Source organism: Methylobacterium sp. D48H (genome assembly GCF_053345715.1).
Genome location: NZ_JBKFAP010000001.1, coordinates 716,805 through 736,052, shown reverse-complemented (window position 1 = coordinate 736,052; position 19,248 = coordinate 716,805). Strand labels below are relative to the sequence as shown.

At 71.6% G+C, this 19,248-nt stretch carries 17 protein-coding genes; 11 read left to right on the top strand and 6 right to left on the bottom strand.

From position 1 onward, the window contains the following. The first annotated feature begins 90 nt into the window (after positions 1 to 90). The 4 genes from ACLBX8_RS03645 (at position 91) to ACLBX8_RS03630 (ending at position 2,834) form a co-directional block, all read left to right on the top strand. Complete coding sequence (locus ACLBX8_RS03645) at positions 91 to 630, top strand: phasin family protein (protein WP_447697947.1); 540 nt, start codon at positions 91 to 93, stop codon at positions 628 to 630. Further along, positions 627 to 1,565: an alpha/beta fold hydrolase gene (locus ACLBX8_RS03640; protein WP_056521972.1), complete on the top strand. Its 939-nt coding sequence runs from the start codon at positions 627 to 629 to the stop codon at positions 1,563 to 1,565. Before ACLBX8_RS03645 ends, ACLBX8_RS03640 begins: the two co-directional genes overlap by 4 nt. Before the next feature lie 397 nt (positions 1,566 to 1,962). Then, positions 1,963 to 2,403, top strand: coding sequence for a helix-turn-helix domain-containing protein (locus tag ACLBX8_RS03635; RefSeq protein WP_056521969.1), 441 nt, complete (start codon positions 1,963 to 1,965; stop codon positions 2,401 to 2,403). A gap of 56 nt (positions 2,404 to 2,459) precedes the next feature. Beyond that, entirely contained in the window at positions 2,460 to 2,834 is a 375-nt protein-coding gene (locus tag ACLBX8_RS03630; RefSeq protein WP_447697946.1) for a cupin domain-containing protein, read from the top strand. Between the two features lie 7 nt (positions 2,835 to 2,841). Here ACLBX8_RS03630 and rsmD read toward each other — a convergent pair whose 3' ends face one another. The 4 genes from rsmD to ACLBX8_RS03610 all read right to left on the bottom strand — a co-directional run bounded on the left by rsmD (position 2,842) and on the right by ACLBX8_RS03610 (position 5,803). Next, positions 2,842 to 3,399, bottom strand: a complete 558-nt coding sequence (gene rsmD, locus ACLBX8_RS03625) for a 16S rRNA (guanine(966)-N(2))-methyltransferase RsmD (RefSeq protein ID WP_091978370.1) — start codon at positions 3,397 to 3,399, stop codon at positions 2,842 to 2,844. Beyond that, complete coding sequence (locus tag ACLBX8_RS03620) at positions 3,396 to 5,225, bottom strand: pseudouridine synthase (protein ID WP_447697945.1); 1,830 nt, start codon at positions 5,223 to 5,225, stop codon at positions 3,396 to 3,398. Before ACLBX8_RS03620 ends, rsmD begins: the two co-directional genes overlap by 4 nt. Positions 5,226 to 5,357: 132 nt before the next feature. After that, positions 5,358 to 5,534, bottom strand: coding sequence for a DUF1328 domain-containing protein (locus ACLBX8_RS03615; protein WP_012317097.1), 177 nt, complete (start codon positions 5,532 to 5,534; stop codon positions 5,358 to 5,360). A 77-nt stretch (positions 5,535 to 5,611) separates the two neighbouring features. Next, on the bottom strand, positions 5,612 to 5,803 hold the full coding sequence (locus ACLBX8_RS03610; RefSeq protein ID WP_020091448.1) for a CsbD family protein: 192 nt from the start codon (positions 5,801 to 5,803) through the stop codon (positions 5,612 to 5,614). Positions 5,804 to 5,949: 146 nt separating this feature from the next. On the opposite strand from ACLBX8_RS03610, the gene ACLBX8_RS03605 reads away from it, so the two are divergent. Then, positions 5,950 to 6,438: a nucleoside deaminase gene (locus tag ACLBX8_RS03605; protein ID WP_447697944.1), complete on the top strand. Its 489-nt coding sequence runs from the start codon at positions 5,950 to 5,952 to the stop codon at positions 6,436 to 6,438. A gap of 58 nt (positions 6,439 to 6,496) precedes the next feature. Beyond that, positions 6,497 to 7,201 (top strand): SDR family NAD(P)-dependent oxidoreductase, encoded by a 705-nt coding sequence (locus ACLBX8_RS03600; RefSeq protein WP_447697943.1) that lies wholly within the window; start codon positions 6,497 to 6,499, stop codon positions 7,199 to 7,201. 7 nt (positions 7,202 to 7,208) lie between these two features. Here the strand turns inward: ACLBX8_RS03600 and ACLBX8_RS03595 are convergent, their stop codons facing one another. Beyond that, positions 7,209 to 8,987 carry an outer membrane beta-barrel protein gene (locus ACLBX8_RS03595; RefSeq protein WP_447714623.1) on the bottom strand — a complete coding sequence of 593 codons (1,779 nt, stop codon included), beginning with the start codon at positions 8,985 to 8,987 and terminating at the stop codon, positions 7,209 to 7,211. Positions 8,988 to 9,313: 326 nt separating this feature from the next. Here ACLBX8_RS03595 and ACLBX8_RS03590 point away from each other — a divergent pair, with 326 nt between their 5' ends. Next, positions 9,314 to 9,814, top strand: coding sequence for a MucR family transcriptional regulator (locus ACLBX8_RS03590; RefSeq protein WP_091678299.1), 501 nt, complete (start codon positions 9,314 to 9,316; stop codon positions 9,812 to 9,814). 153 nt (positions 9,815 to 9,967) lie between these two features. Continuing rightward, the gene (locus ACLBX8_RS03585; RefSeq protein ID WP_020091453.1) at positions 9,968 to 11,143 is read left to right on the top strand and encodes an MFS transporter; all 1,176 of its coding nucleotides are present in this window, start codon (positions 9,968 to 9,970) and stop codon (positions 11,141 to 11,143) included. Positions 11,144 to 11,147: 4 nt separating this feature from the next. Here the strand turns inward: ACLBX8_RS03585 and ACLBX8_RS03580 are convergent, their stop codons facing one another. Then, on the bottom strand, positions 11,148 to 15,992 hold the full coding sequence (locus tag ACLBX8_RS03580; protein WP_447714622.1) for an NAD-glutamate dehydrogenase: 4,845 nt from the start codon (positions 15,990 to 15,992) through the stop codon (positions 11,148 to 11,150). Positions 15,993 to 16,151: 159 nt separating this feature from the next. Here ACLBX8_RS03580 and ACLBX8_RS03575 point away from each other — a divergent pair, with 159 nt between their 5' ends. The 3 genes from ACLBX8_RS03575 to ACLBX8_RS03565 all read left to right on the top strand — a co-directional run bounded on the left by ACLBX8_RS03575 (position 16,152) and on the right by ACLBX8_RS03565 (position 19,243). Further along, positions 16,152 to 16,568 carry a MarR family winged helix-turn-helix transcriptional regulator gene (locus ACLBX8_RS03575; protein ID WP_447697940.1) on the top strand — a complete coding sequence of 139 codons (417 nt, stop codon included), beginning with the start codon at positions 16,152 to 16,154 and terminating at the stop codon, positions 16,566 to 16,568. 29 nt (positions 16,569 to 16,597) lie between these two features. Further along, positions 16,598 to 17,884, top strand: coding sequence for an MFS transporter (locus ACLBX8_RS03570; RefSeq protein ID WP_447697939.1), 1,287 nt, complete (start codon positions 16,598 to 16,600; stop codon positions 17,882 to 17,884). A gap of 192 nt (positions 17,885 to 18,076) precedes the next feature. Continuing rightward, positions 18,077 to 19,243 carry a multidrug effflux MFS transporter gene (locus tag ACLBX8_RS03565; RefSeq protein WP_447698144.1) on the top strand — a complete coding sequence of 389 codons (1,167 nt, stop codon included), beginning with the start codon at positions 18,077 to 18,079 and terminating at the stop codon, positions 19,241 to 19,243. Positions 19,244 to 19,248: the final 5 nt, after the last annotated feature.

The window sequence follows — 19,248 nt, the reverse complement described above, 5'->3', positions numbered from 1 at the left end:
GTTGACGCGAGATCGCCCCTGGCGGATGCCCGTATTCCAACCACGCGCCGTCGGGACCGCGTGCGACCGGCTCATCTGCGGGAGACGATTGTGGGGAACGACAACCTGCCGGCGATCTCCGGGGAGACCGGCCGCGCCGCGATGGAGGGCGGCGTCGCCCGGGCGCGCGAGGCGTACGAGCGCTTCGCCGAGGCGGGCGAGATGGCGCTGAACGCCTTCGAGGCCTCGATGGCGCAGAGCTTCGAGGGCTGGCGCGCGGTGATGGGCTCCAGCCGCGAGACCGCGCACCAGCTCACCGACAGCAACGTGGCCGGCGCCCGCCGGGTGCGCGAGCAGTGGGACGCCGCCGGCGCCCGCCTCTACAACGCCTTCGAGGACAACGCGGTCCACGCCATGGCGGCGATGCGCGAGATCGGCCACCGGATGCTCGTGGCCTCCGACCTCAATGTCCGCGCGAGCCTCGACTTCGCGGACCGCGTCGCCAAGGCGGCGGATGCCCGCGAGGTCGCGGCGCTGAACATCGCGTTCCTGCAGGAGCAGGCGCGCCGGCTGACCGACCAGATGGTCGACCTCCATCAGACGACCGGCCGTCTCGCCCGCGAGGCCGCCGCGCGCACGGAGACCCCGTGACGGCCGGCACCGCGGCGCCCGCTCCCGGACCTGAGGCGACGCCGCGGCTCGACGACCTGAGCCGCGCCGACGTGCCGTTCCGGACCGGCCATTTCCAGGCCTACGCGCCCCACGACTTCCACCGCATCGCCTACGTGGAATGGGGTGACCCGGACAGCCCGCACGTCGTCGTCTGCGTCCACGGTCTCAGCCGCCAGGGCCGCGATTTTGACGCCCTCGGCTATCGCCTCGCGAAGCTCGGGTACCGGGTGATCTGCCCGGACCTGCCCGGGCGCGGCCTCAGCGGATGGCTGAAGGACCCGGAACTTTACGGCCTGCCGCAATACGCCGCCGACATGGCCGCGCTCATCGCCCATCTCCGGGTCCCCGGGAAGATCGACTGGGTGGGCACGTCCCTCGGCGGCCTGACCGGCATGGTCCTGGCCGCGGCCGCCCGCACCCCGATCCGCCGGATGGTGATCAACGATATCGGCCCGTTCCTGCCCTGGGCGCCCATCCGCGAGATCGGGTCGCGCCTGCGGGACGCGCCCCGGCTGCACCATAACCTCGCCTCGGGCGAATCGCGCCTGCGCACGGTGCTGGGCGCGTTCGGGCCGCTCACCGACGAGCAGTGGCGCCACATCGCCAAGCACAGCTTCTTCCAGGAGCCCAACGGCGGCTGGCGGCCCCACTACGATCCCGGCATCGGAGACGCCTTCCGACCGGGCCGCGTCTACAGCGTGAGCATGTGGCGCGACTGGGACGCGATCACCTGTCCGGTCCTGCTGCTCCGCGGCGAGCACTCGGAACTGCTCCTCGCCTCGACGGCCGACGAGATGACGCGCCGGGGACCGCCGACGCGCCGCGTCGAGATTCCCGATTGCGGCCACGCGCCCGCGTTGCTCGACGACGACCAGTTGCGAATCGTCCTCGATTGGCTCGGCCCGGCGGCGTGATTCCGTCGCCGGCGCGCGCCACCGAGCTCTGAGTCGACCGTTTGCTGTCGTACGGATTTCCCTGGGATCGGCCCGGCGGGCCCAACGCGGCGCAGGCAACCCGATATCGCCCGGCAGTGTTCGAGAGTGAATTCTTAGCTGATCTCGCTCACTTATATTTGATCGGGCCCGGTATTTGAGTTGTTCTCGCGGCGGGCACTGGAGGGCCCAAATTGCGGTCTTCCGGACCTAAGATTTCGAGAGCGTAACCATTCGTTGCACGCGCGGCTGACCTGTGGCACTAACAGATGTCAGGTCTGGATCTTGGCCGCGCAATGTTGCACCTGTCGGTTGTGATTGGCGCCCTGGATCCGGGCGAGCAAGCCTGCAGACAGCAAGAACATCCGGACTACCAACTATGGCGAACCCAACCCCCAAGCCGAAGCAGACCACAGCCATCGATCACGGGGTCGGCAGCCGCATCGCGTTCCTTCGGGCGGCGAATGGACTGAGCCAGTCCGCGCTGGCCAGCGCGCTGGGCGTCAGCTTCCAGCAGGTCCAGAAGTACGAGACCGGCAAGAACCGTGTCGGTGCCGGCCGCCTGCAGGCGATCGCCGAGCGGCTCGGCGTTCCGGTCTCGAGCTTCTTCGAGCCCGAGCCCGAGGCGACGACGGATAGCGGTCCCGCGCTGCTGCGCGTCGCCGGCGCCGTCGAACTGCTCCGGGCCTACAATCAGATCGCCGACGATCAGATGCGCCGCGACGTGCTCTCCCTCGTCAAATCCGCGGCGCGGATCGGTCAGACCAAGACGTCGGACGGCGCGGCACCGCAGGCGGGCGGCGCTCCGCGCAATTCCTGACATCCGGGCATTGCCCGGTGCCGATCCGGCGCCGTGCGGTCCCTGCAGGCGGGATTATGGACTCTCTCCCGACGCGCGTGACCCACCTGCTCGCCGACCTGCCGCTCCGGGCGGACGATGAGATCGTGTCGGTCCTGGTCTCCGAGCCGGGCCTGCGGGTGGAGCGCATCGTCTCTACCGGTCAGGCGAGCCCGCCGGGATTCTACTACGACCAGCCGGATGCCGAGTGGGTCGCCGTCCTGACGGGCGCGGCCGACCTTCGGTTCGCCGACGAGGCGGAGGCCCGTCGCCTCGTCGCGGGCGACGCCGTGCTGATCGCGCCGCATCGTCGGCACCGGGTGGAGTGGACCGACTCACCCACCGTCTGGCTGGCGATCCATTTCGGGTCTCAGGTCGGCGCTACGGATCCGGCTTCCCGCGATCGGGACTAAGCACGATTCAGGCGGCGAATCGGGCGATCGCCACGGCCGTATCCCCGTAGACGCGCCGCTCCAGTTCCGCGAAGCCGGCCGGCCAGACGACCTGCGCGGCCTCGACCTCCTCGACGACGATGAGAGCCCCGGGCGCCAGCCAGGCGCCCTCGGCGGCGCTTTTCAGGGCGCGCGGCGCGAGATCACGGCCGTAGGGCGGATCGCAGAAGACCAGCGAGAAGGTGCCCGCCGTGGAGGCCGGGCCGAGACGGGTCGCGTCCCGCCGAAACAGGCGCGTCACGCCTTCGGCACCCAGGGCCTCGATGTTCTCGCGGATCACCGCGCGCGCCTCGGCGCCCTCGTCGACGAGGAGGGCGTAGGCGGCGCCCCGCGAGAGCGCCTCGAAGCCGAGGGCACCCGTACCGGCGAACAGGTCGAGGACCCGGGCGCCGGCGACGGCGTCGTCGTAGGCGTGGGCGAGCACGTTGAACAACGATTCCCGCAGGCGGTCCGATGTCGGCCGAATGGCGTCGGTGCGCGGCGTGGCGAGCCTGCGGCCTCGCCACGCGCCGCCGACGATCCTCACCGCGTCCCGCGCGGCGGCCGGCCGCCGCCGGGCTTGCCGCCCCCGCGCGGCGCACCGGGACGAGCACCGGGACGACCGCCCGTGTCCGACCCGCCCGCGGGTCCGTTGCGCCGACCCTGGCCAGCCCCCTTGCCGGCGAAACCGCCGGGCTTGCCACCGGGGCGGCTTCCGCCGGGACGCGCACCCCCGGTCTTCGGGCCACCGAACGCGGGCTTGCCCCCGGCGGCAGCGGGCTTCTGGCCGCGGAAGCCGCCTGGCTTCCGCGACGCGCCCTCCGCCGGCCCGGCGTCGAACGGTCGGTCGCGCCGGCCCCCGGGCTTGCCCCCGCGCTCGTCGAATCGCCGCTCGTCCCGCGGAGCCTCGCTCCGCGCGCTCTCGCGGCGCGGGCGCTCATCGCCGCGGCGCTCATCGCGCCGACCGGCGGGGCGCTCCTGCCTCTCCGGCATCCCTCGGTCGGCGAAGCGGCGCTTCGGCTTGGCGACGGGCTCGGGCTCCGCCGGCGTTGCGGACAGGCGCTCGACGACGACCCGGCGGTCGCCGGCCCGGATCGAGCCGACGCGCTCGCGGCCGCGTTCTGCCGCGGCCGCCTGCGCGGCCCGGGGATCCGCGCCGCGCCGGGGAATGCGCGTCCCCCGCGGCTTGGCCGCGTCCTCGTCGCGCCACGCGGAGTTGCGCGGTCCGGGACCGGTGCCTCCGGTCGAGACGCGGGGCGCCGGCGCGGGACGCGCGGCATTGCGCCTAGACGGCGCCGGTTGCGCCGATTGGGCGTCCCGATCCGCCGGGCGGGTGCCGCCGAACGGCGAGATCGGCTCGCGGACCGGACTGTCGAAATCGACGCCGGCCTGCTCGGCGAGGCTCTTGCCGAGCTGATCCTTGAGGACGCGGGTCCGCACCTCCTCGACCAGGCCGACCTCCAGGTCGCCGAGCTGGAACGGCCCGAAGGAGAGCCGGATCAGCCGGTTCACGGACAGTCCGAGATGCTCGAGGATGCGCTTCACCTCGCGATTCTTGCCCTCGCGCAGGCCCAGCGTCAGCCAGACGTTGTCGCCCTGCACGCGGTCGAGGGTCGCCTCGACGGGGCCGTACTCCATCCCGTCGATGGTGACGCCCTTGGACAGCCGGTCGAGTTGCGCCTGATCGGTGTCGCCGTGGGCGCGGACTCGGTAGCGGCGCAGCCAGCCCGTGTCGGGATGCGCGATCACCTTGGCGAGCCCGCCGTCATTGGTGAGCAGCAGCAGCCCCTCGGTGTTGATGTCGAGCCGTCCGACCGCCACGACCCGGGGCAGATCCTCCGGGAGCACGTCGAACACCGTCTGGCGGCCCTCCGGGTCCCGGGCGGTCGTCACTACGCCCCGCGGCTTGTGGAAGATCCACAGGCGGCTGCGCTCCCGCGACGGCATCGGCTCGCCGTCGATCAGGATCCGGTCGTTCTCGGTGACGTTGCGGGCCGGGGACGTCAGAGTCTCGCCGTTGACGCTGACGCGTCCGGCCAGGATCATCGTCTCGGCGTCGCGCCGCGAGGCGACGCCGGCCCGTGCCATCGCCTTCGCGATGCGCTCGCCGGGCGGCGTCTCGATCAGGGCTTCGGCGTCCGCGGACGCCTCGGGGCCTGGCTCCGGCTGCGGCTCTGGCAGAGGCTCCGCCTGCGGGGCGGGCTGCGGCTTGGCCTTCCGCGCCGTCTTCTTCGCGGCAGAACTGGCCGGCCGCTCGGTGTCGGCATCGGCACGGCCCGCATCGGTGGGCGGTGCCCAGCTCTCGGTGCGCGCTGACTCGGGGGCCGGACGGGCGGTCCCCTCCGGCTTATCGTCGTTCGGCAAGTCGCTCATGCCTGCCGCTTATCAGAGCCGGTTCCGACAGGCGAGACGGGTTGTGCACCGGTGCGAGTCGCCTCAACGCGAAGAGGCGGCCCGTCGGGACCGCCTCGAAGACTTGGATGGCGGGTCGAAGACCCGCATTCGTCAGAGTCTCGGCGAGCGCCCGCGCATCACGCCGAACACGGCGGAGATCAGGAACAGCGCGATCGCCACGAAGAAGACGATCTTGGCCGCCTCCATCGCCGTGCCGGCGATGCCGCCGAAACCGAGGAGCGCCGCCACGAGAGCGACGACGAGAAACGTGACAGCCCAGCCGATCATGGCATCCTCGCGTTATTCGGGTCGGTTCAGTTCGGGAACCCGCCCGAGGCGGGTTCCGTTCCGGTCGCGCTCGACGATCAGAGCTTGTCGGTGGCGGACTTCACCGCGCTCTTGGCGTCGCCGACGGTGCCCTGGGCCTTGCCCTTGAGTTCCTGGGCGGCACCTTCGGCCTTGAGCTTGTCGTTACCGGTCACGTCGCCGATGCCCTGCTTGGCCTTGCCGACGGCCTCGTTGGCGACGCCCTTGATCTTGTCGGTGGTGCTGCTCATGGCGTTGTCCTCTTGTTCGATCTGCGGCGGCGCCGCACTGGTTCCTGAAACGGTCACGGTCGGCGGAATGTTCCAGGCCTTAACATTGACTTGGGTCAGGCCAGCCCGCCGCCCCGGGGCCGTCGCGTCAGTGGGATGAGAACAGCTTGGCTGCCGATCCGATCCATCCGGCACGGGCGGAAACGTCCGGACCGCTGACCGCGCTCGATCACGCTTTCGCGGCCGCCCGCGCCGCGGCCGCTGCCGGGGAGGTCCCGGTCGGCGCCGCGGTTGTCCGGGACGGGGCCATCCTGGCGGTGGCACATAATCGGCCGCGCGCATTGCACGACCCGACGGCGCACGCCGAGATCCTGGCGATCCGCGCGGCCTGCGCGGCCCTCGGCACCGAGCGCCTCGTCGGCTGCGATCTCTACGTCACCCTGGAGCCGTGCCCGATGTGCGCGGGCGCGATATCCTTCGCGCGCATCCGGCGGCTCTACTACGGCGCGGCCGATCCGAAGGGGGGTGGGGTCGAGCACGGGCCGCGCGTCTTCGATCAGCCGACCTGCCACCACGTGCCGGAGGTCTACGGCGGGTTCCGCGAGCGCGAGGCGGCCGATCTGCTCCGGGCGTTCTTCGTGCAGCGCCGCGACTGACGCGGGGCGGGCGGACAGGTTCCCATCGGCCCTGGGCGGGTCAGCAGAGGAGGAGACGATGATCCCGACCTATTCCAGAGCCCTGATCGTCGGGGCGGGCTCCGGCCTCAGCGCGTCGCTCGCGCGCCTGCTCGCCGCCGACGGCATGACGATCGGCCTCGCCGCCCGGAACGTCGACAAGCTCGCCGCATTGGCGGCGGAAACCGGCGCGGCGGTCCATACCTGCGACGCCAGCCAGCCCGCTGAGGTCGAGGCGCTGTTCGCTCGCCTGGAGCCGGCGCTCGGCGGTCCGCCGAACGTCGTCGTCTACAACGCGAGCGGTCGTCTCCGCGGCCCGGTCGCCGATCTCGACCCGGACGCGGTTGCCCAGGCGCTGATGGTGTCCGCGTATGGCGGTTTCCTCGTGGCGCAGGCCGCGGCGCGCCGCATGCTGCCGCATCGCCACGGCGCGATCCTGCTCACCGGCGCCTCGGCGAGCGTGAAGGGCTTCGCGGGATCGGCCCCGTTCGCGATGGGGAAGTTCGCGCTGCGGGGACTGGGTCAGAGCCTCGCCCGGGAATTGCAGCCCCAGGGGATCCACGTCGCGCACATCGTGATCGACGGCGCCATCCGCAATCCGGCCCGCGGCGGCGAGCCGCCGGAGGCCCCCGACAGCCATCTCGATCCCGACGCCATCGCCAGGGCCTATCGCGACCTCCTGCGCCAGGATCGGAGCGCCTGGACCTCCGAACTGGAACTGCGTCCCTGGACGGAGCGGTTCTGAGGCCGCCTCAGGGATTCACGCGCAGGCCGAGCAGGAAGGTGTTCTCCCGGAAGCTGGACCCGGCGACCGTGCTGTCGAACTTCTGATAGATGTACGTGCCGCGCAGGGTCAGCCAGCGGGTGAAGTGGTAGTCGAGCCGCGCGGTCGCCGAGAACCCGTTCTCGCGGATGCTGCTGCTCTGGTAGTCGTTCCGGAGATACGATCCGCCGAGGACGATCGAGAGGTTGCGCAGCAGGTCGTGCTGCACCTCGAGCGTCGCGACCTCGGTGAGCACGCCGCTGGAGCCCGGGATCGTCGTCTCGGTGACGCCGGTCGCGGCGGTGAGACGGACGGTCGTGAGCGGACTCGCCGCCCAGACCAGGGCCGCGTTGAGCAACGGCGCGTTGATGTCGCGCAGGCTCGGATCGACGTAGGTCCGATGCTGGATGCCGGCGGAGATCTCGCCCGTCACCGAGCGCGCGAGGCCGATGCTCGTCCCGAAGGCGACCGCGATGCCGTCCGAGTCGCGCCGGACGCCCGTCGCGTCGAAGCGGCGGTCGTAGACGCGCGTGTCGCCGAGCAGGTCGATGAACGGGCTGAAATCCGGGTTGATCTCGTAGGCCGTGCGCAGCTGCAGGCTGTACTGGTTCAGGTTGCGGTCGGACTGATTGACGATCGTCCCGTCCGCCAAACGCGCATTGTCGAACTCGGAGCGGTCGACGGACCCGCGCAGGGTGACCGACAGGCGGTTGAACGTCTCCGTCGCCCCGAGCGAACCGCCGTAGACGGCCAGGAGCGGCCGTGTCGTGGCGGTGGCAGCCTGGAGGTTGGCGCTCGACGTGCGCTGCGTGTCCACCAAGAACCGCCCCTCCGCGTCGATGCGCAGGTCCCGGTTGGCGTCGATGCGCAGCCGGACCACGCCGTCTGCCGCGGGGCGGCTCGCGGCCTCGTTCTGCGGGGTCTCGAGGTACGAGCCCCGGAGCGAGCCCTGCAGCGAGCTGGAGGACCAGTTGCTCCGGAAGTCGACCGTGGCGTCGGTGCGCAGCGCGACCGAGCCCTTGGCGATCTGGCGGGTGGTCTGGTCCGGGTTCGAATCGTAGCCGACGCTCTGGGCGAAGGTGGGCAGGACCGTGAAGGTGCCGACCTGATAGCCGATCGGCGCGTAGGCCGGATCGGTGGGGATCGCGCGCGCTAGGTCGGTGCCGAGGATGAAGCCCGGGGTCAGGAGGCCGAGGGCCGGCGCGATCGACTGGAACGGGAGGATCGGCCGGATCGGCGTCACGATCTGCGGGTTCGGGACCCCGACGACCGCCTGCTGGACCACCGGCGTCAGCCGCAGCGCCGGCGGCGGGATCTGCGTAACGTCCTGAGTGACCCGCCGCGTCGCCGAGCCGATCCGCCGCGGCGGAGCGGCGCGCGTGCGCAGGAGAGTCGACGGCGCGAGATTGGCCGGTGCCGTCGAAGATCCGCCGGTGCGCCGTCCCCCTGTGGTGACGCGGGTGCTGAGCTGGGACACGCCGGGCTGACCCGAGATCTGCGTCTGCGGGGGGGGCGAGAGCGGCGACCGGAGGCTGTCACCGCCGGTCTGCTCGCCGCCCGCCGCGTCGCCGCCGAGCGCCCCGCGATTCTGGTCGCGGCTCAGGCCGTCCGGGATGGTGCGCTTGAGTGTGGGCAGGCCGTTCGGGCCCGTGTCCTGGCCGATGCCGGGATTGTCGGGCTGGCCGGTAACCGGGCTGGTCGCGTCGAACCGCTGGGCTGCCGCCGGTGCCGCGAGCGTGACGCCGAGCGCCGCGGCGGCGAGCCGCATCCTCCGCCGTTCCCACCGGTCAGCCGCCGTCCGCACCTGATGCCGGTCTCCGCCAAAGTCCCCGACACCAGAGCGCGGAGATTACAGGTCACACCACCCCGAAACAGTGCCGGTATGGTTAACGAACCCTAGCGGCGACGTGGTTAATGCCCCGTCAACGGCGGAAGGGCGGAAGGGCGGAAGGTTTGCGGCCCATCGATCCGATCTCACCTGTCGATCACGAATACGTTTGAGCTATTTCATGCACTATGCTACATAGGTTCAGACTTCGGTCGACTCCGAGAGGAATTGATCGGCCTGAATGATTGTAACTCCTGAGGTTTGCCGTGAGTGAGAACGCAGGCAGTGAGCTCAGCCCGGCGATCGGGCTCGCGGTCGATATCGTCGCCGCTTACGTGTCGAACAACTCCGTTCCGGTCTCCGAACTTCCCGGATTGATCGGCGGTATCCACGCGGCGCTGAACAGTTTGACAACTCAAGGTCGCGCCGCGAACTCGAGCGTCGAGAAGCTCAGTCCGTCGCAGATCCGCAAATCAGTCACGAATGATCACATCGTCAGCTTCGAGGACGGGAAGCCGTACAAGACGCTCCGGCGTCACCTGACGCTGCGCGGCCTGACGCCCGAAGCCTACCGGGAGAAGTGGGGCCTGCCCCGGGACTATCCGATGACCGCGGCGAGCTATTCGGCGCAGCGATCGGAGCTGGCACGCGCCCTCGGGCTCGGACAGCAGCGCCGGAAGACCCGCGGAGGGGCCGCGGCCACCATCGAGGCGCCCCCTGCGCCGACTGCGAAGTCGCGGAGGCGGAAGAAGGTACCGGCTGAGTGAGAGGTCCGAGAGGGGGCTAAGCCGCGTCGTATCCGCGACGCGGCCCTTGCGCGCCGCGCAACTGTGCGCCGCGCCTCCGACGCTATCCATCGGCGACCGCGCTGCGATGCTGCTCTGCACCATCGAGCTCAGCCCGCGCCGAAGGACGTCCCCGTGCCGCCCCTGCCGATCCTCGCCCTCGCCGTCGCCTCGTTCGGGATCGGCACGACCGAATTCGTCATCATGGGCCTGCTCCCGGAGGTGGCGCAGAGCTTCGGCGTCACCATTCCCCAGGCCGGCTATCTCGTCTCGGGCTACGCCATGGGCGTGGTCGTGGGCGCGCCGATCGTGGCCATCGCGACCGCGGGCCTGCCGCGCAAGACCGCGCTGCTGGCGCTGATGGCGGTGTTCCTGGCCGGCAATCTCGGTTGCGCGCTGGCGCCGAGTTACGCCCTGCTCATGGCCGCGCGAATCCTGACGGCCTTCGCGCACGGCGCGTTCTTCGGCATCGGCGCCGTTGTGGCGCGGGATCTCGTGCCGCGGGAGAAGCGCACGCAGGCGGTCTCGCTGATGTTCGCGGGCCTCACCCTCGCCAACGTGCTCGGCGTGCCGCTGGGCACCGCGCTCGGGCAGGAGGCGGGCTGGCGCTCGACCTTCTGGGCGGTGGTCGTGATCGGGCTCGCGGCCGGGCTCGCGATCCAGCTCTGCGTGCCGGACGGGCTTCCCGGGACCCGCGGCCGGCTCGTCAGCGAGTTTCGCGCGCTCGGGCGCTGGCCGGTGCTGCGGCCGATGCTGATCTCGACGCTGTCCTCGGTGAGCTTCTTCACGGTGTTCACCTACATCACGCCGTTCCTGACCGGCGTGACCGGCTTCACGCCGCAGGGCGTGACCGGCGTGCTGTTCGCCGCCGGCACGGGCCTGACCGTCGGCAATCTCCTTGGTGGGCATCTGGCCGACCGGGGCCCGATGGCCACCATCGTCGGCAGCTTCCTGGGCATCGTGGCGGCCCTGCTGGTGCTCGCCGCGGTCGCGCACCATCCGGCGCTCACGGTAGCGGTCGTGGTGCTCTGGTCGGGCCTGGTCTTCGCCCTGGTCTCGCCCCTCCAGATCTGGGTCGTGGAGGCGGCGAGCGACGCGCCGAACCTTGCCTCCACGCTGAACCAGGGCGCGTTCAACCTCGGCAACGCCACCGGCGCCTGGATCGGGGGCACGGCGCTGACCCTCGGGGCCGGCTACGGCCAGCTGCCGCTGATCGCCGCCGCGGTGTCGCTCGCCGGGCTCGGACTGGTGCTCACCGCGGTCGGCCGCGGACGCCGGAGCGTCATACCGGCATCCGCGCCCGGGGCCTGATCGATCAGTCGGCCCGGACGAGGTCGCCGAGCAGGCTCGCCGCCACCGTCGCCTTGGAGACCGTGAGGCCGGAGGCGCTGATCGCGTCTACGGCCTCGCGGATCCGGGCGAGCGAGGTGCCGCGCGCCCGGATCCAGGCCTCAACCGCGTCCGGCCCGGCGCCGAGATCCGCCACGACCTCGGCCGTCAGCTTGCGGTGCGCGGCAGCAATGCCGGCGCCCGCGCGCTCCAGGGCCACGCGGTCGAACGTGTCGGCCACCGGGACGGTCCGCGCCGCGGCGGCGAGGTCGTCCAGGCGGAAGGCGTGCTCCAGGGCGAAATGCGTGGCCGCGACCTCCTCGACCGGCCGGCCGCTGGCCTCCGCGACCCGGACGATGTCGGGGGCGGAGACCAGCGCGCTGAGCGAGGCGAGGCGCCGCGCCTGGGCCGGGGCCATGCCGTGCCCGGTCAGCTCCGCCGCGCGGGCGCCGATCGTCGCCAGCGCCTCGTCGCCGAGCACGTTGGGGAGGGCGGCCTCCACGGCGGCGATGCCGTCTCGGTAGCGGGCGACCACCGGGGCGAGGCCGCCGCCCAGGTCGAGGTTGCGGATGAACCAGACGATCCGGTTCGTCAGCAGATCCTGCACCTCGGCGTAGAGGTCGAGCTGGCCCTGGCCGGGAACCCGACCGGCGAGGCCGTCGATGGCGAGGTTCAGCTCCATCAGGCCGAAGGCGTCGCGGGTCACCGCGTAGGCCTTGGCGATGGTCGCGGCGTCCGCGCCGGTGCCGTCGACGAGGCGCGTCACCAGCGACGGGCCGCCCCGGTTGACGATGATGTTGGCGAGCGCCGTGGCGATGATCTCGCGGCGCAGGCGGTGTCCCTTGACGGCGTCGGGGAAGCGTTCGCGCAGGGCCTTCGGGAAGTAGCGCTGCAGCTCCCGGTCGAAGTACGGGTCGTTCGGCACGGCGCTCTCGAGGATCGCGTCGTGCAGCGACAGCTTCGCGTAGGCGAGCAGCACGGCGTATTCCGGGCGGGTCAGCCCCTCGTTCCGGCGCATGCGCTCGGCGAGCGTGCCGTCGTCCGGCAGGAACTCCACCGCCCGGTCGAGCCGGCCCTCCGCCTCCAGTGCCTGCATCGTCCGCATGGCGAAGCCGGTCTCCCCCAGCCCCCCGCGCTGGGCAAGGGACAGGGCGAGCGTCTGCAACTCGTTGTTGCGCAGCACGAGGCGCCCGACGTCATCGGTCATGTCAGCGAGCAGGGTGTTGCGCGCCTCGTAGCTGAGCCTGCCGTCCCGCTCCGGCGTCATCAGCGCGATCTTGATGTTCACCTCGACGTCCGAGGTGTTCACGCCGGCCGAGTTGTCGATCGCGTCGGTGTTGAGGCGGACGCCCGCGCGCGCCGCCTCGATGCGCCCGCGCTGCGTCAGGCCGAGATTGGCGCCCTCGCCGACGACCTTCGCGCGCAGCTCCGGCCCAGTGATGCGCAGGGCGTCGTTGGCGCGGTCGCCGGCATCCTCGTCGGTCTCGGTGGTGGCCCGGACATAGGTGCCGATGCCGCCGAACCAGAGCAGGTCGGCCGGCGCCTTCAGGATCGCCTGCATCAGCTCGGTGGGCGTCGCCTCGGACCGGTCGAAGCCCAGCGCGGACTGGATCGCTTCCGAGAGCGGCACGGTCTTCAGGCTGCGCGGGAACACGCCGCCGCCCTCCGAGATCAGGCTCTTGTCGTAATCCGCCCAGGAGGACCGCCCCAGATCGAACAGGCGCCGCCGCTCGGCGAAGCTCGCCGCGGCGTCCGGGTTCGGGTCGAGGAAGATGTCGCGGTGGTCGAAGGCCGCGATCAGGCGGATGCTCTCGGAGAGGAGCATGCCGTTGCCGAAGACGTCGCCCGACATGTCGCCGACGCCGACCGTGGTGATCGGGTCGGTCTGTACGTCCACGTCGATCTCGCGGAAATGCCGGCGCACCGCCTCCCAGGCGCCGCGGGCGGTGATGCCCATGCCCTTGTGGTCGTAGCCCTGGCTGCCGCCGGACGCGAAGGCGTCGCCGAGCCAGTGGCCCTTCTCCAGCGAGAGGGCGTTGGCGATGTCCGAGAAGGTGGCGGTGCCCTTGTCGGCGGCGACCACCAGGTAGGCGTCGTCGGGATCGTGCCGCACCGTGTCGGGCGGCGGCACGATGGCGTTGTCGACGATGTTGTCGGTCAGTTCGAGCAGCGTGCGGATGAAGATCCGGTAGCTCTCGGTCCCCTCTTGGATCCAGGCGGCGCGGTCGGAGGCCGGCGGCAGCCTCTTCGGGAAGAAGCCGCCCTTGGCGCCCACCGGCACGATCACGGCGTTCTTCACCTGTTGGGCCTTCACGAGGCCGAGGATCTCGGTGCGGAAATCCTCCGGCCGGTCGGACCAGCGCAGGCCGCCGCGGGCCACGTAGCCGAAGCGGAGGTGCACGCCTTCGACGCGGGGCGAGTAGACGAAGATCTCGAAGAACGGCCGCGGCAGCGGCATCGCCGTCACCTTGGCGCAGGCGAACTTGAAGCTGATCGTCTCTCGCGGCTGCCCGTCGGCGCCTGTCTGGTAGAAGTTCGTCCGCACCGCCGCCTCGACGAGGTTGACGAACCGGCGGAGGATCCGGTCGTCGTCGAGGCTCGTGACCTCGGCGAGCGCCGTCTCGATCTCGGCGCGTACCCCGGCCTCCTGGGCGGTCCGGTCACCGGTGAGCGCCGGGTCGAACCGGGCGCGGAACAGCGCCACGATCGCGCGCGCGATCCCGGCGTGGCGGCTCAGCGTGCCCGCGAGGTAGTCCTGCCCGTAGCGGATTCGCAGCTGGCGCAGGTAGCGGCCCAGGGCCCGGAGCAGGGCCGCCTCCCGCCAGGGGAGAGCCGCCTCAAGGACGAGCCGGTTGTACCCGTCGGACTCGGCGATGCCGTCCGCGATGGCCAGCATCGCGGCCTCCAGCGGGCGTTCCAGCGCCGCGAGGTCGATCGGGGCGCCGGTGGCGCGCTCGATCAGCATGTCGTGCAGCCAGACCCGCGCGGCCTCGTCCGTCCCGGACGGCGCGATCTGGTACGTGCGCTCGTTGATGACACGGAAGCCGAGATTCTCGAGCGCCGGGACCCGGTCGGACAGCGCGATCGCCGTGCCGCGCGAGAACGCCTTCAGGCGGACCTGCGCCGCGGGGTCGCTGGGCCGCCGATCGAGATGGACGGCCCGCGGCTGCGTCTCGCCGAGGCTGTCGAGGATCGTCACGTCGGCGACGGCGACCTCAGGCTGAAAATTGTCCCGATAGGCGGCCGAGAACGCGTCGCCGTAGCGGGCGGCGAGTTGCCGCGCGCGGTCGCCCCCCTGGGATTCGGCCAGCGCCGCCCGCAGCGCGTCGCCCCAGGTCCGGACCAGCGCGACGATCCCGGCCTCCAGGGAGGCGGGATCGTGCTCGGGGCTGCCCTGATCGGGCAGGCCGATGATGTAGTGGATCCGGGCGAGCGAGCCTTCCGGGTAGTCGGGGTAGGACGCGCTGAGCCGCCCGCCGTAGGTCTCGGCGAGGTAGCTGCCGATCCGTCCCCGGATCGCGGAATCGTAGCGGTCCTTCGGGACGTAGACGAGCAGCGACACGAAGCGGCCGAACCGGTCGGGCCGGGACAGCACGCGGACCCGCGGTCGGTCGGCCAGGGCGGCGATGGCCAGGGTGAACCGGTAGAGCCGCTCGCCGTCGATCTGGAAGAGTTCGTCCCGCGGGTAGCTCTCCAGCACGGCGAGGAGGCTGCGGCCCGCATGGCTCGTCGGATCGAGGCCGGCGCGCTGGACGACGGCCTCCACCTTCCGGCGCAGGACCGGAACCTCGCGGGCCGGGCTCGTGTAGGCGGAGGCGGTGAACAGGCCGACGATCCGCACCTCGCCCGACAGCTTGCCGAGGCCGGAGAACAGCTTGACGCCGATATAGTCCAGGTAGGCCGAGCGGTGGACCCGGGACTTCACGCTGGCCTTGGTGATGATCAGCGGCTGCGGCTCTTCCAGGAAGGCGAGGATCTCCGGCGTGTAGTCCACCGGCGTCCGGCCGCGGCGCAGGGGCGTCGCGCCGGGATCGCGGAGCACGCCGAGGCTCGACCCCTCGACCAGCGGGTGGGCGTCGCCGGCGATGCCGTGCTCCTGCATGCCGAGGATGAGGAACTGGCCGTCGGTCAGCCATTCGAGAAAGGCGCGCGCCTCCTCGGTCTCCGGTTCCGGCATCGGGGTCGGCCCGCGCCCGAGATCGGCGGCGAGGTCGGTGAGGCGCGCCAGCATGGCGTCGTGGTCGTCGCTCGCCAAGGCGACATCCCGGTAGACCGTCGCGAGGGCGTTCAGGAGCCGCTCGCCGGTCTCGGCCGCCACGGGGTCGAGGTGGATGTGGATGAAGCTCTCGCGCGCGAGACTGCCCTGCGCGTCCGCGGTCGTCTCCCCGACCACCCGGATGAGCCCGCCGGCACCGTCGCGCTCCACCCCGAGGATCGGGTGGGCCACGAGCTGCGGGGCGAGGCACTGCTCGGTCAGTTCGGCCAGGGTCGAGTCCAGCAGGAACGGACGGTTGTCGTTGATCACCTCCAGGACCGTCGTCTCGCGCGCACGGCCGTCGCGCACCAGCTGGCTGTCGCTCAGGCGCAGCCGCGCCGGGTCGCCCGGCCTCCGCGGCTCGGACAGGAAGGCACGGGCGCGGGCGGCGAGATCCGCCAGGACGGAGGCGTCGTAGGGGGCGAGATCCTCCGGAGTCACGCGGCCGAACAGGTCGCGGACGAAGCCGCCCGGTCCGCCCTGCTCGGTGACGATGTCGGCGGCCGCCTCAATCAGCCCGGTGCGGGCCGTCTTCTGCTCCGAGGAGGACAACGCCGTCGCGGTCTCGAGTGTCATCGCGCTTCTCCCGAACCGGGTCACTCGCCCAAGCGATAGCAGCGTGACCGGCCGTGTCGATGACAGCGCCCGCCCGTTTCCGGGCCAACGGGTGTCGATCGCTGCAAACCGTCAGCTTCGCCTTGCCGAACGCCCGATGCGTGCATATACACCCATACCATGAGCGCTTCGTCACCCGAGCCGTGCACCTGCTCCGCCCTGCGTCGCGCCACGCGGGCGCTGACGGCGATCTACGACGCCGCCTTGAAGCCGACCGGGCTCCGCGTGACGCAGTTCGCGATCCTGCGGCTGCTGGACCGGCTCGGACCGGTCCCGGTCTCCCGCCTCGCCGCCGAGGCGGCGCTGGAGCGCACCACGATGGGCCGCAACCTCGACCCGCTCAAGCGCCGCGGCTTCGTCTCGGTCACGCCCGGCGCGGCGGATCCGCGCGAGCGCCGCGTGTCCCTGACCGCGTCGGGTCGCGAGGCCCTCGCGGCCGCGACGCCCTACTGGCGCGAGGCGCAGAGCCGTATCAACGCCCGGGTCGATCCCGCGACCGTCTCCGCCCTGGCGGAGTCCCTGATCTCCGCCGCCTGACCGATCCGCCCCGCTTCCGGAGCCCGTCCATGACCGCCCTGACAGAGACGCGCCCCGGGTCGCGCCTGCACTACGCCTGGATCGTCGTCGCGGTGACCTTCCTGGTCCTGCTCGTCGGGGCCGGTGTCCGCGCCACGCCGAGCGTGCTGATCGTCCCCTGGGAGCGGGAATTCGGCTGGACCGCGGCCACGATCGGCGTCGGCATCGCGCTCAACATCTTCCTGTACGGGATGATCGGCCCCTTCGCGGTGGCGATCATCGAGCGGTTCGGCCTGCGGCGCTCGGTCTGCGGCGCACTCCTGATCCTGGCGATCGGCACCGCCGCCACGAGCCTGATGACCGCACCCTGGCAGATGGTCCTGCTCTGGGGCCTCGTCGTCGGATCCGGCTCCGGCATGGTGGCCAACGTGCTCGGCGCCACCGTGGCCGGGCGCTGGTTCGCCAAGCGCCGGGGTCTCGTGCTCGGCCTGCTGACCGCGAGCAGCGCCACGGGCCAGCTCGTCTTCCTGCCGATGCTGGCCTCGATCGCGGTGGGGCAGGGCTGGCGCTCCGTCTCCCTGGTGGTCGCCGCTGCGACCCTGGCGCTGATCCCGCTGGCGGCCCTGCTCCTGCGCGACCGGCCTGCGGATCTCGGCCTGCCCCGCTACGGTGAGGACGCGGTGACGCCGACGCCGGTGCTGACCGAGAACCCGGCCGTGCGGGCGCTCCGCGGCCTGCGCATCGGCCTGCGCTCCCGGGATTTCTGGCTGCTCGCCGGCACGTTCTTCATCTGCGGCGCCTCGACCAACGGCCTGATCGGCACCCACCTGATCCCGGCCTGCATCGATCACGGCATCGCCGAGGTCACGGCCGCCAGCCTGCTGGCGCTGATGGGGATCTGCGACCTGATTGGCACTACGGCGTCGGGTTGGCTCACCGACCGGTTCGACTCGCGCAAGCTCCTGGCCTGGTACTACGGGCTGCGCGGACTCTCGCTGATCTTCCTGCCCTATTCCTTCGACTACAGCTTCTACGGCCTGTCGCTGTTCGCGGTCTTCTACGGCCTCGACTGGATCGCCACCGTGCCGCCCACCGTTCAGCTCGCGGGCAAATCCTTTGGGGAGGAGAACGCCGCGCTGATGTTCGGCTGGATCGCGGCCGCGCACCAGATCGGCGCGGCGTCCGCGGCGTGGCTCGCCGGCATGGTCCGGACCGAGAGCGGCACCTATCTCGGCGCCTTCGTGGCGGCCGGCCTGCTCTGCCTCGTCGCCGCCCTGATGGCCGCCTTCGTGGGCCGCAAGCCCGAGGCGCCGGCCCTGCGCCCGCTGCCGGCCTGAACTGCGCGGCGCGGGCAGGGTTGTCACAACTGTGCCGTGAAGGACGAGCCCTGATCGGCCCGTTCCCGCGCACCCCGAGAGCCCGCCGTGACCATCGCGATTCGGCCCGTGCCGCCGGTCCAGGACGTCCGCGCCCCGCGGCCCTGGTCGGGGCCGGGCTTCGCCGAGTTCGTCGCCATCATCGCCCTGATGATGGCGGTGACGGCGATCTCCATCGACAACCTGCTGCCCGCCTTCCCGGCCATCGAGGCGCGGTTCGCGGTGGCCGACCCCAACCGGCTGCAGCTCCTCGTCTACGTCTACATGATCGGCTTCGGCTTTGCGCAGATCGTCTACGGGCCGGTCTCCGACGCCCTCGGGCGACGGCCGGTGCTGCTGGCGAGCCTCGCCGTCTACGTGATCGGCTGCTTCCTCGCCATGGTGGCGCCGAGCTTCGGCTGGTTGCTCGCCGCCCGGATCATCCAGGGCATCGGCGCCGCCGGCGGGCGGGTGCTGTCGGTGGCGATCGTGCGCGACCGGTTCGCGGGCCGCGAGATGGCGAGCGTCATGTCGCTCACCATGATGGTGTTCCTGATCGTCCCGATGATCGCACCGGCGATCGGCGGCATGATGCTGGCGCTGGGCTCCTGGGTCTACGTCTTCGTCTCGATGCTGGTCCTCGCCTTCTGGCTGACGATCTGGTTCTCGCTGCGGATGCCCGAGACGCTGCACCCGGAATACCGCCGGCCGCTCTCGCCGGCCGCGACCTGGGAGGCGATCCGCCTGACGCTGAAGACCCGCGTCGCCGTCGGTTACGCCACCGCGCTCGGACTGATGACCGGCTGCATCATGGGCTACGTCGGCTCGGCCCAGCAGGTTTTCGATACCGGCCTGTACCACCTCGGCCCGCTCTTCCCGCTGGCCTTCGGGCTCGTGGCGGGCGCCATGGGCGCGGCGACCCTGATCAACGCCCGCGTGGTCCGGCGGCTCGGGATGCGGGCGATGTCGCACGGCGGCGTCATCGCCTTCACGCTCGTCGGCCTCGCGCAGGTCGGCGTCGGGCTGGCCTATCACGGCCACCCGCCGCTGGCCCTGTTCCTGTCGGTCCTCGCGGTGAACCAGTTCCTGATCAGCTTCGCGATGCCGAACTTCAACGCCCTCGCTCTGGAGCCCCTTGGCGCCATCGCCGGCACGGCCTCGTCGTTCCTGGGCTTCTACACCACGATCCTGGGCGCGTTCTGCGGCTTCCTGATCGGCCAGTCCTTCGACGGCACGGTGCTCCCCGTGGCGATCGGCTACGCGAGTCTCGGCGCCCTGTCGCTCCTCGTGGTCGCCTGGACCGAGCGCGGCCGGCTGTTCCGCGGCGGCGTCGGCGGTTGAGGCGT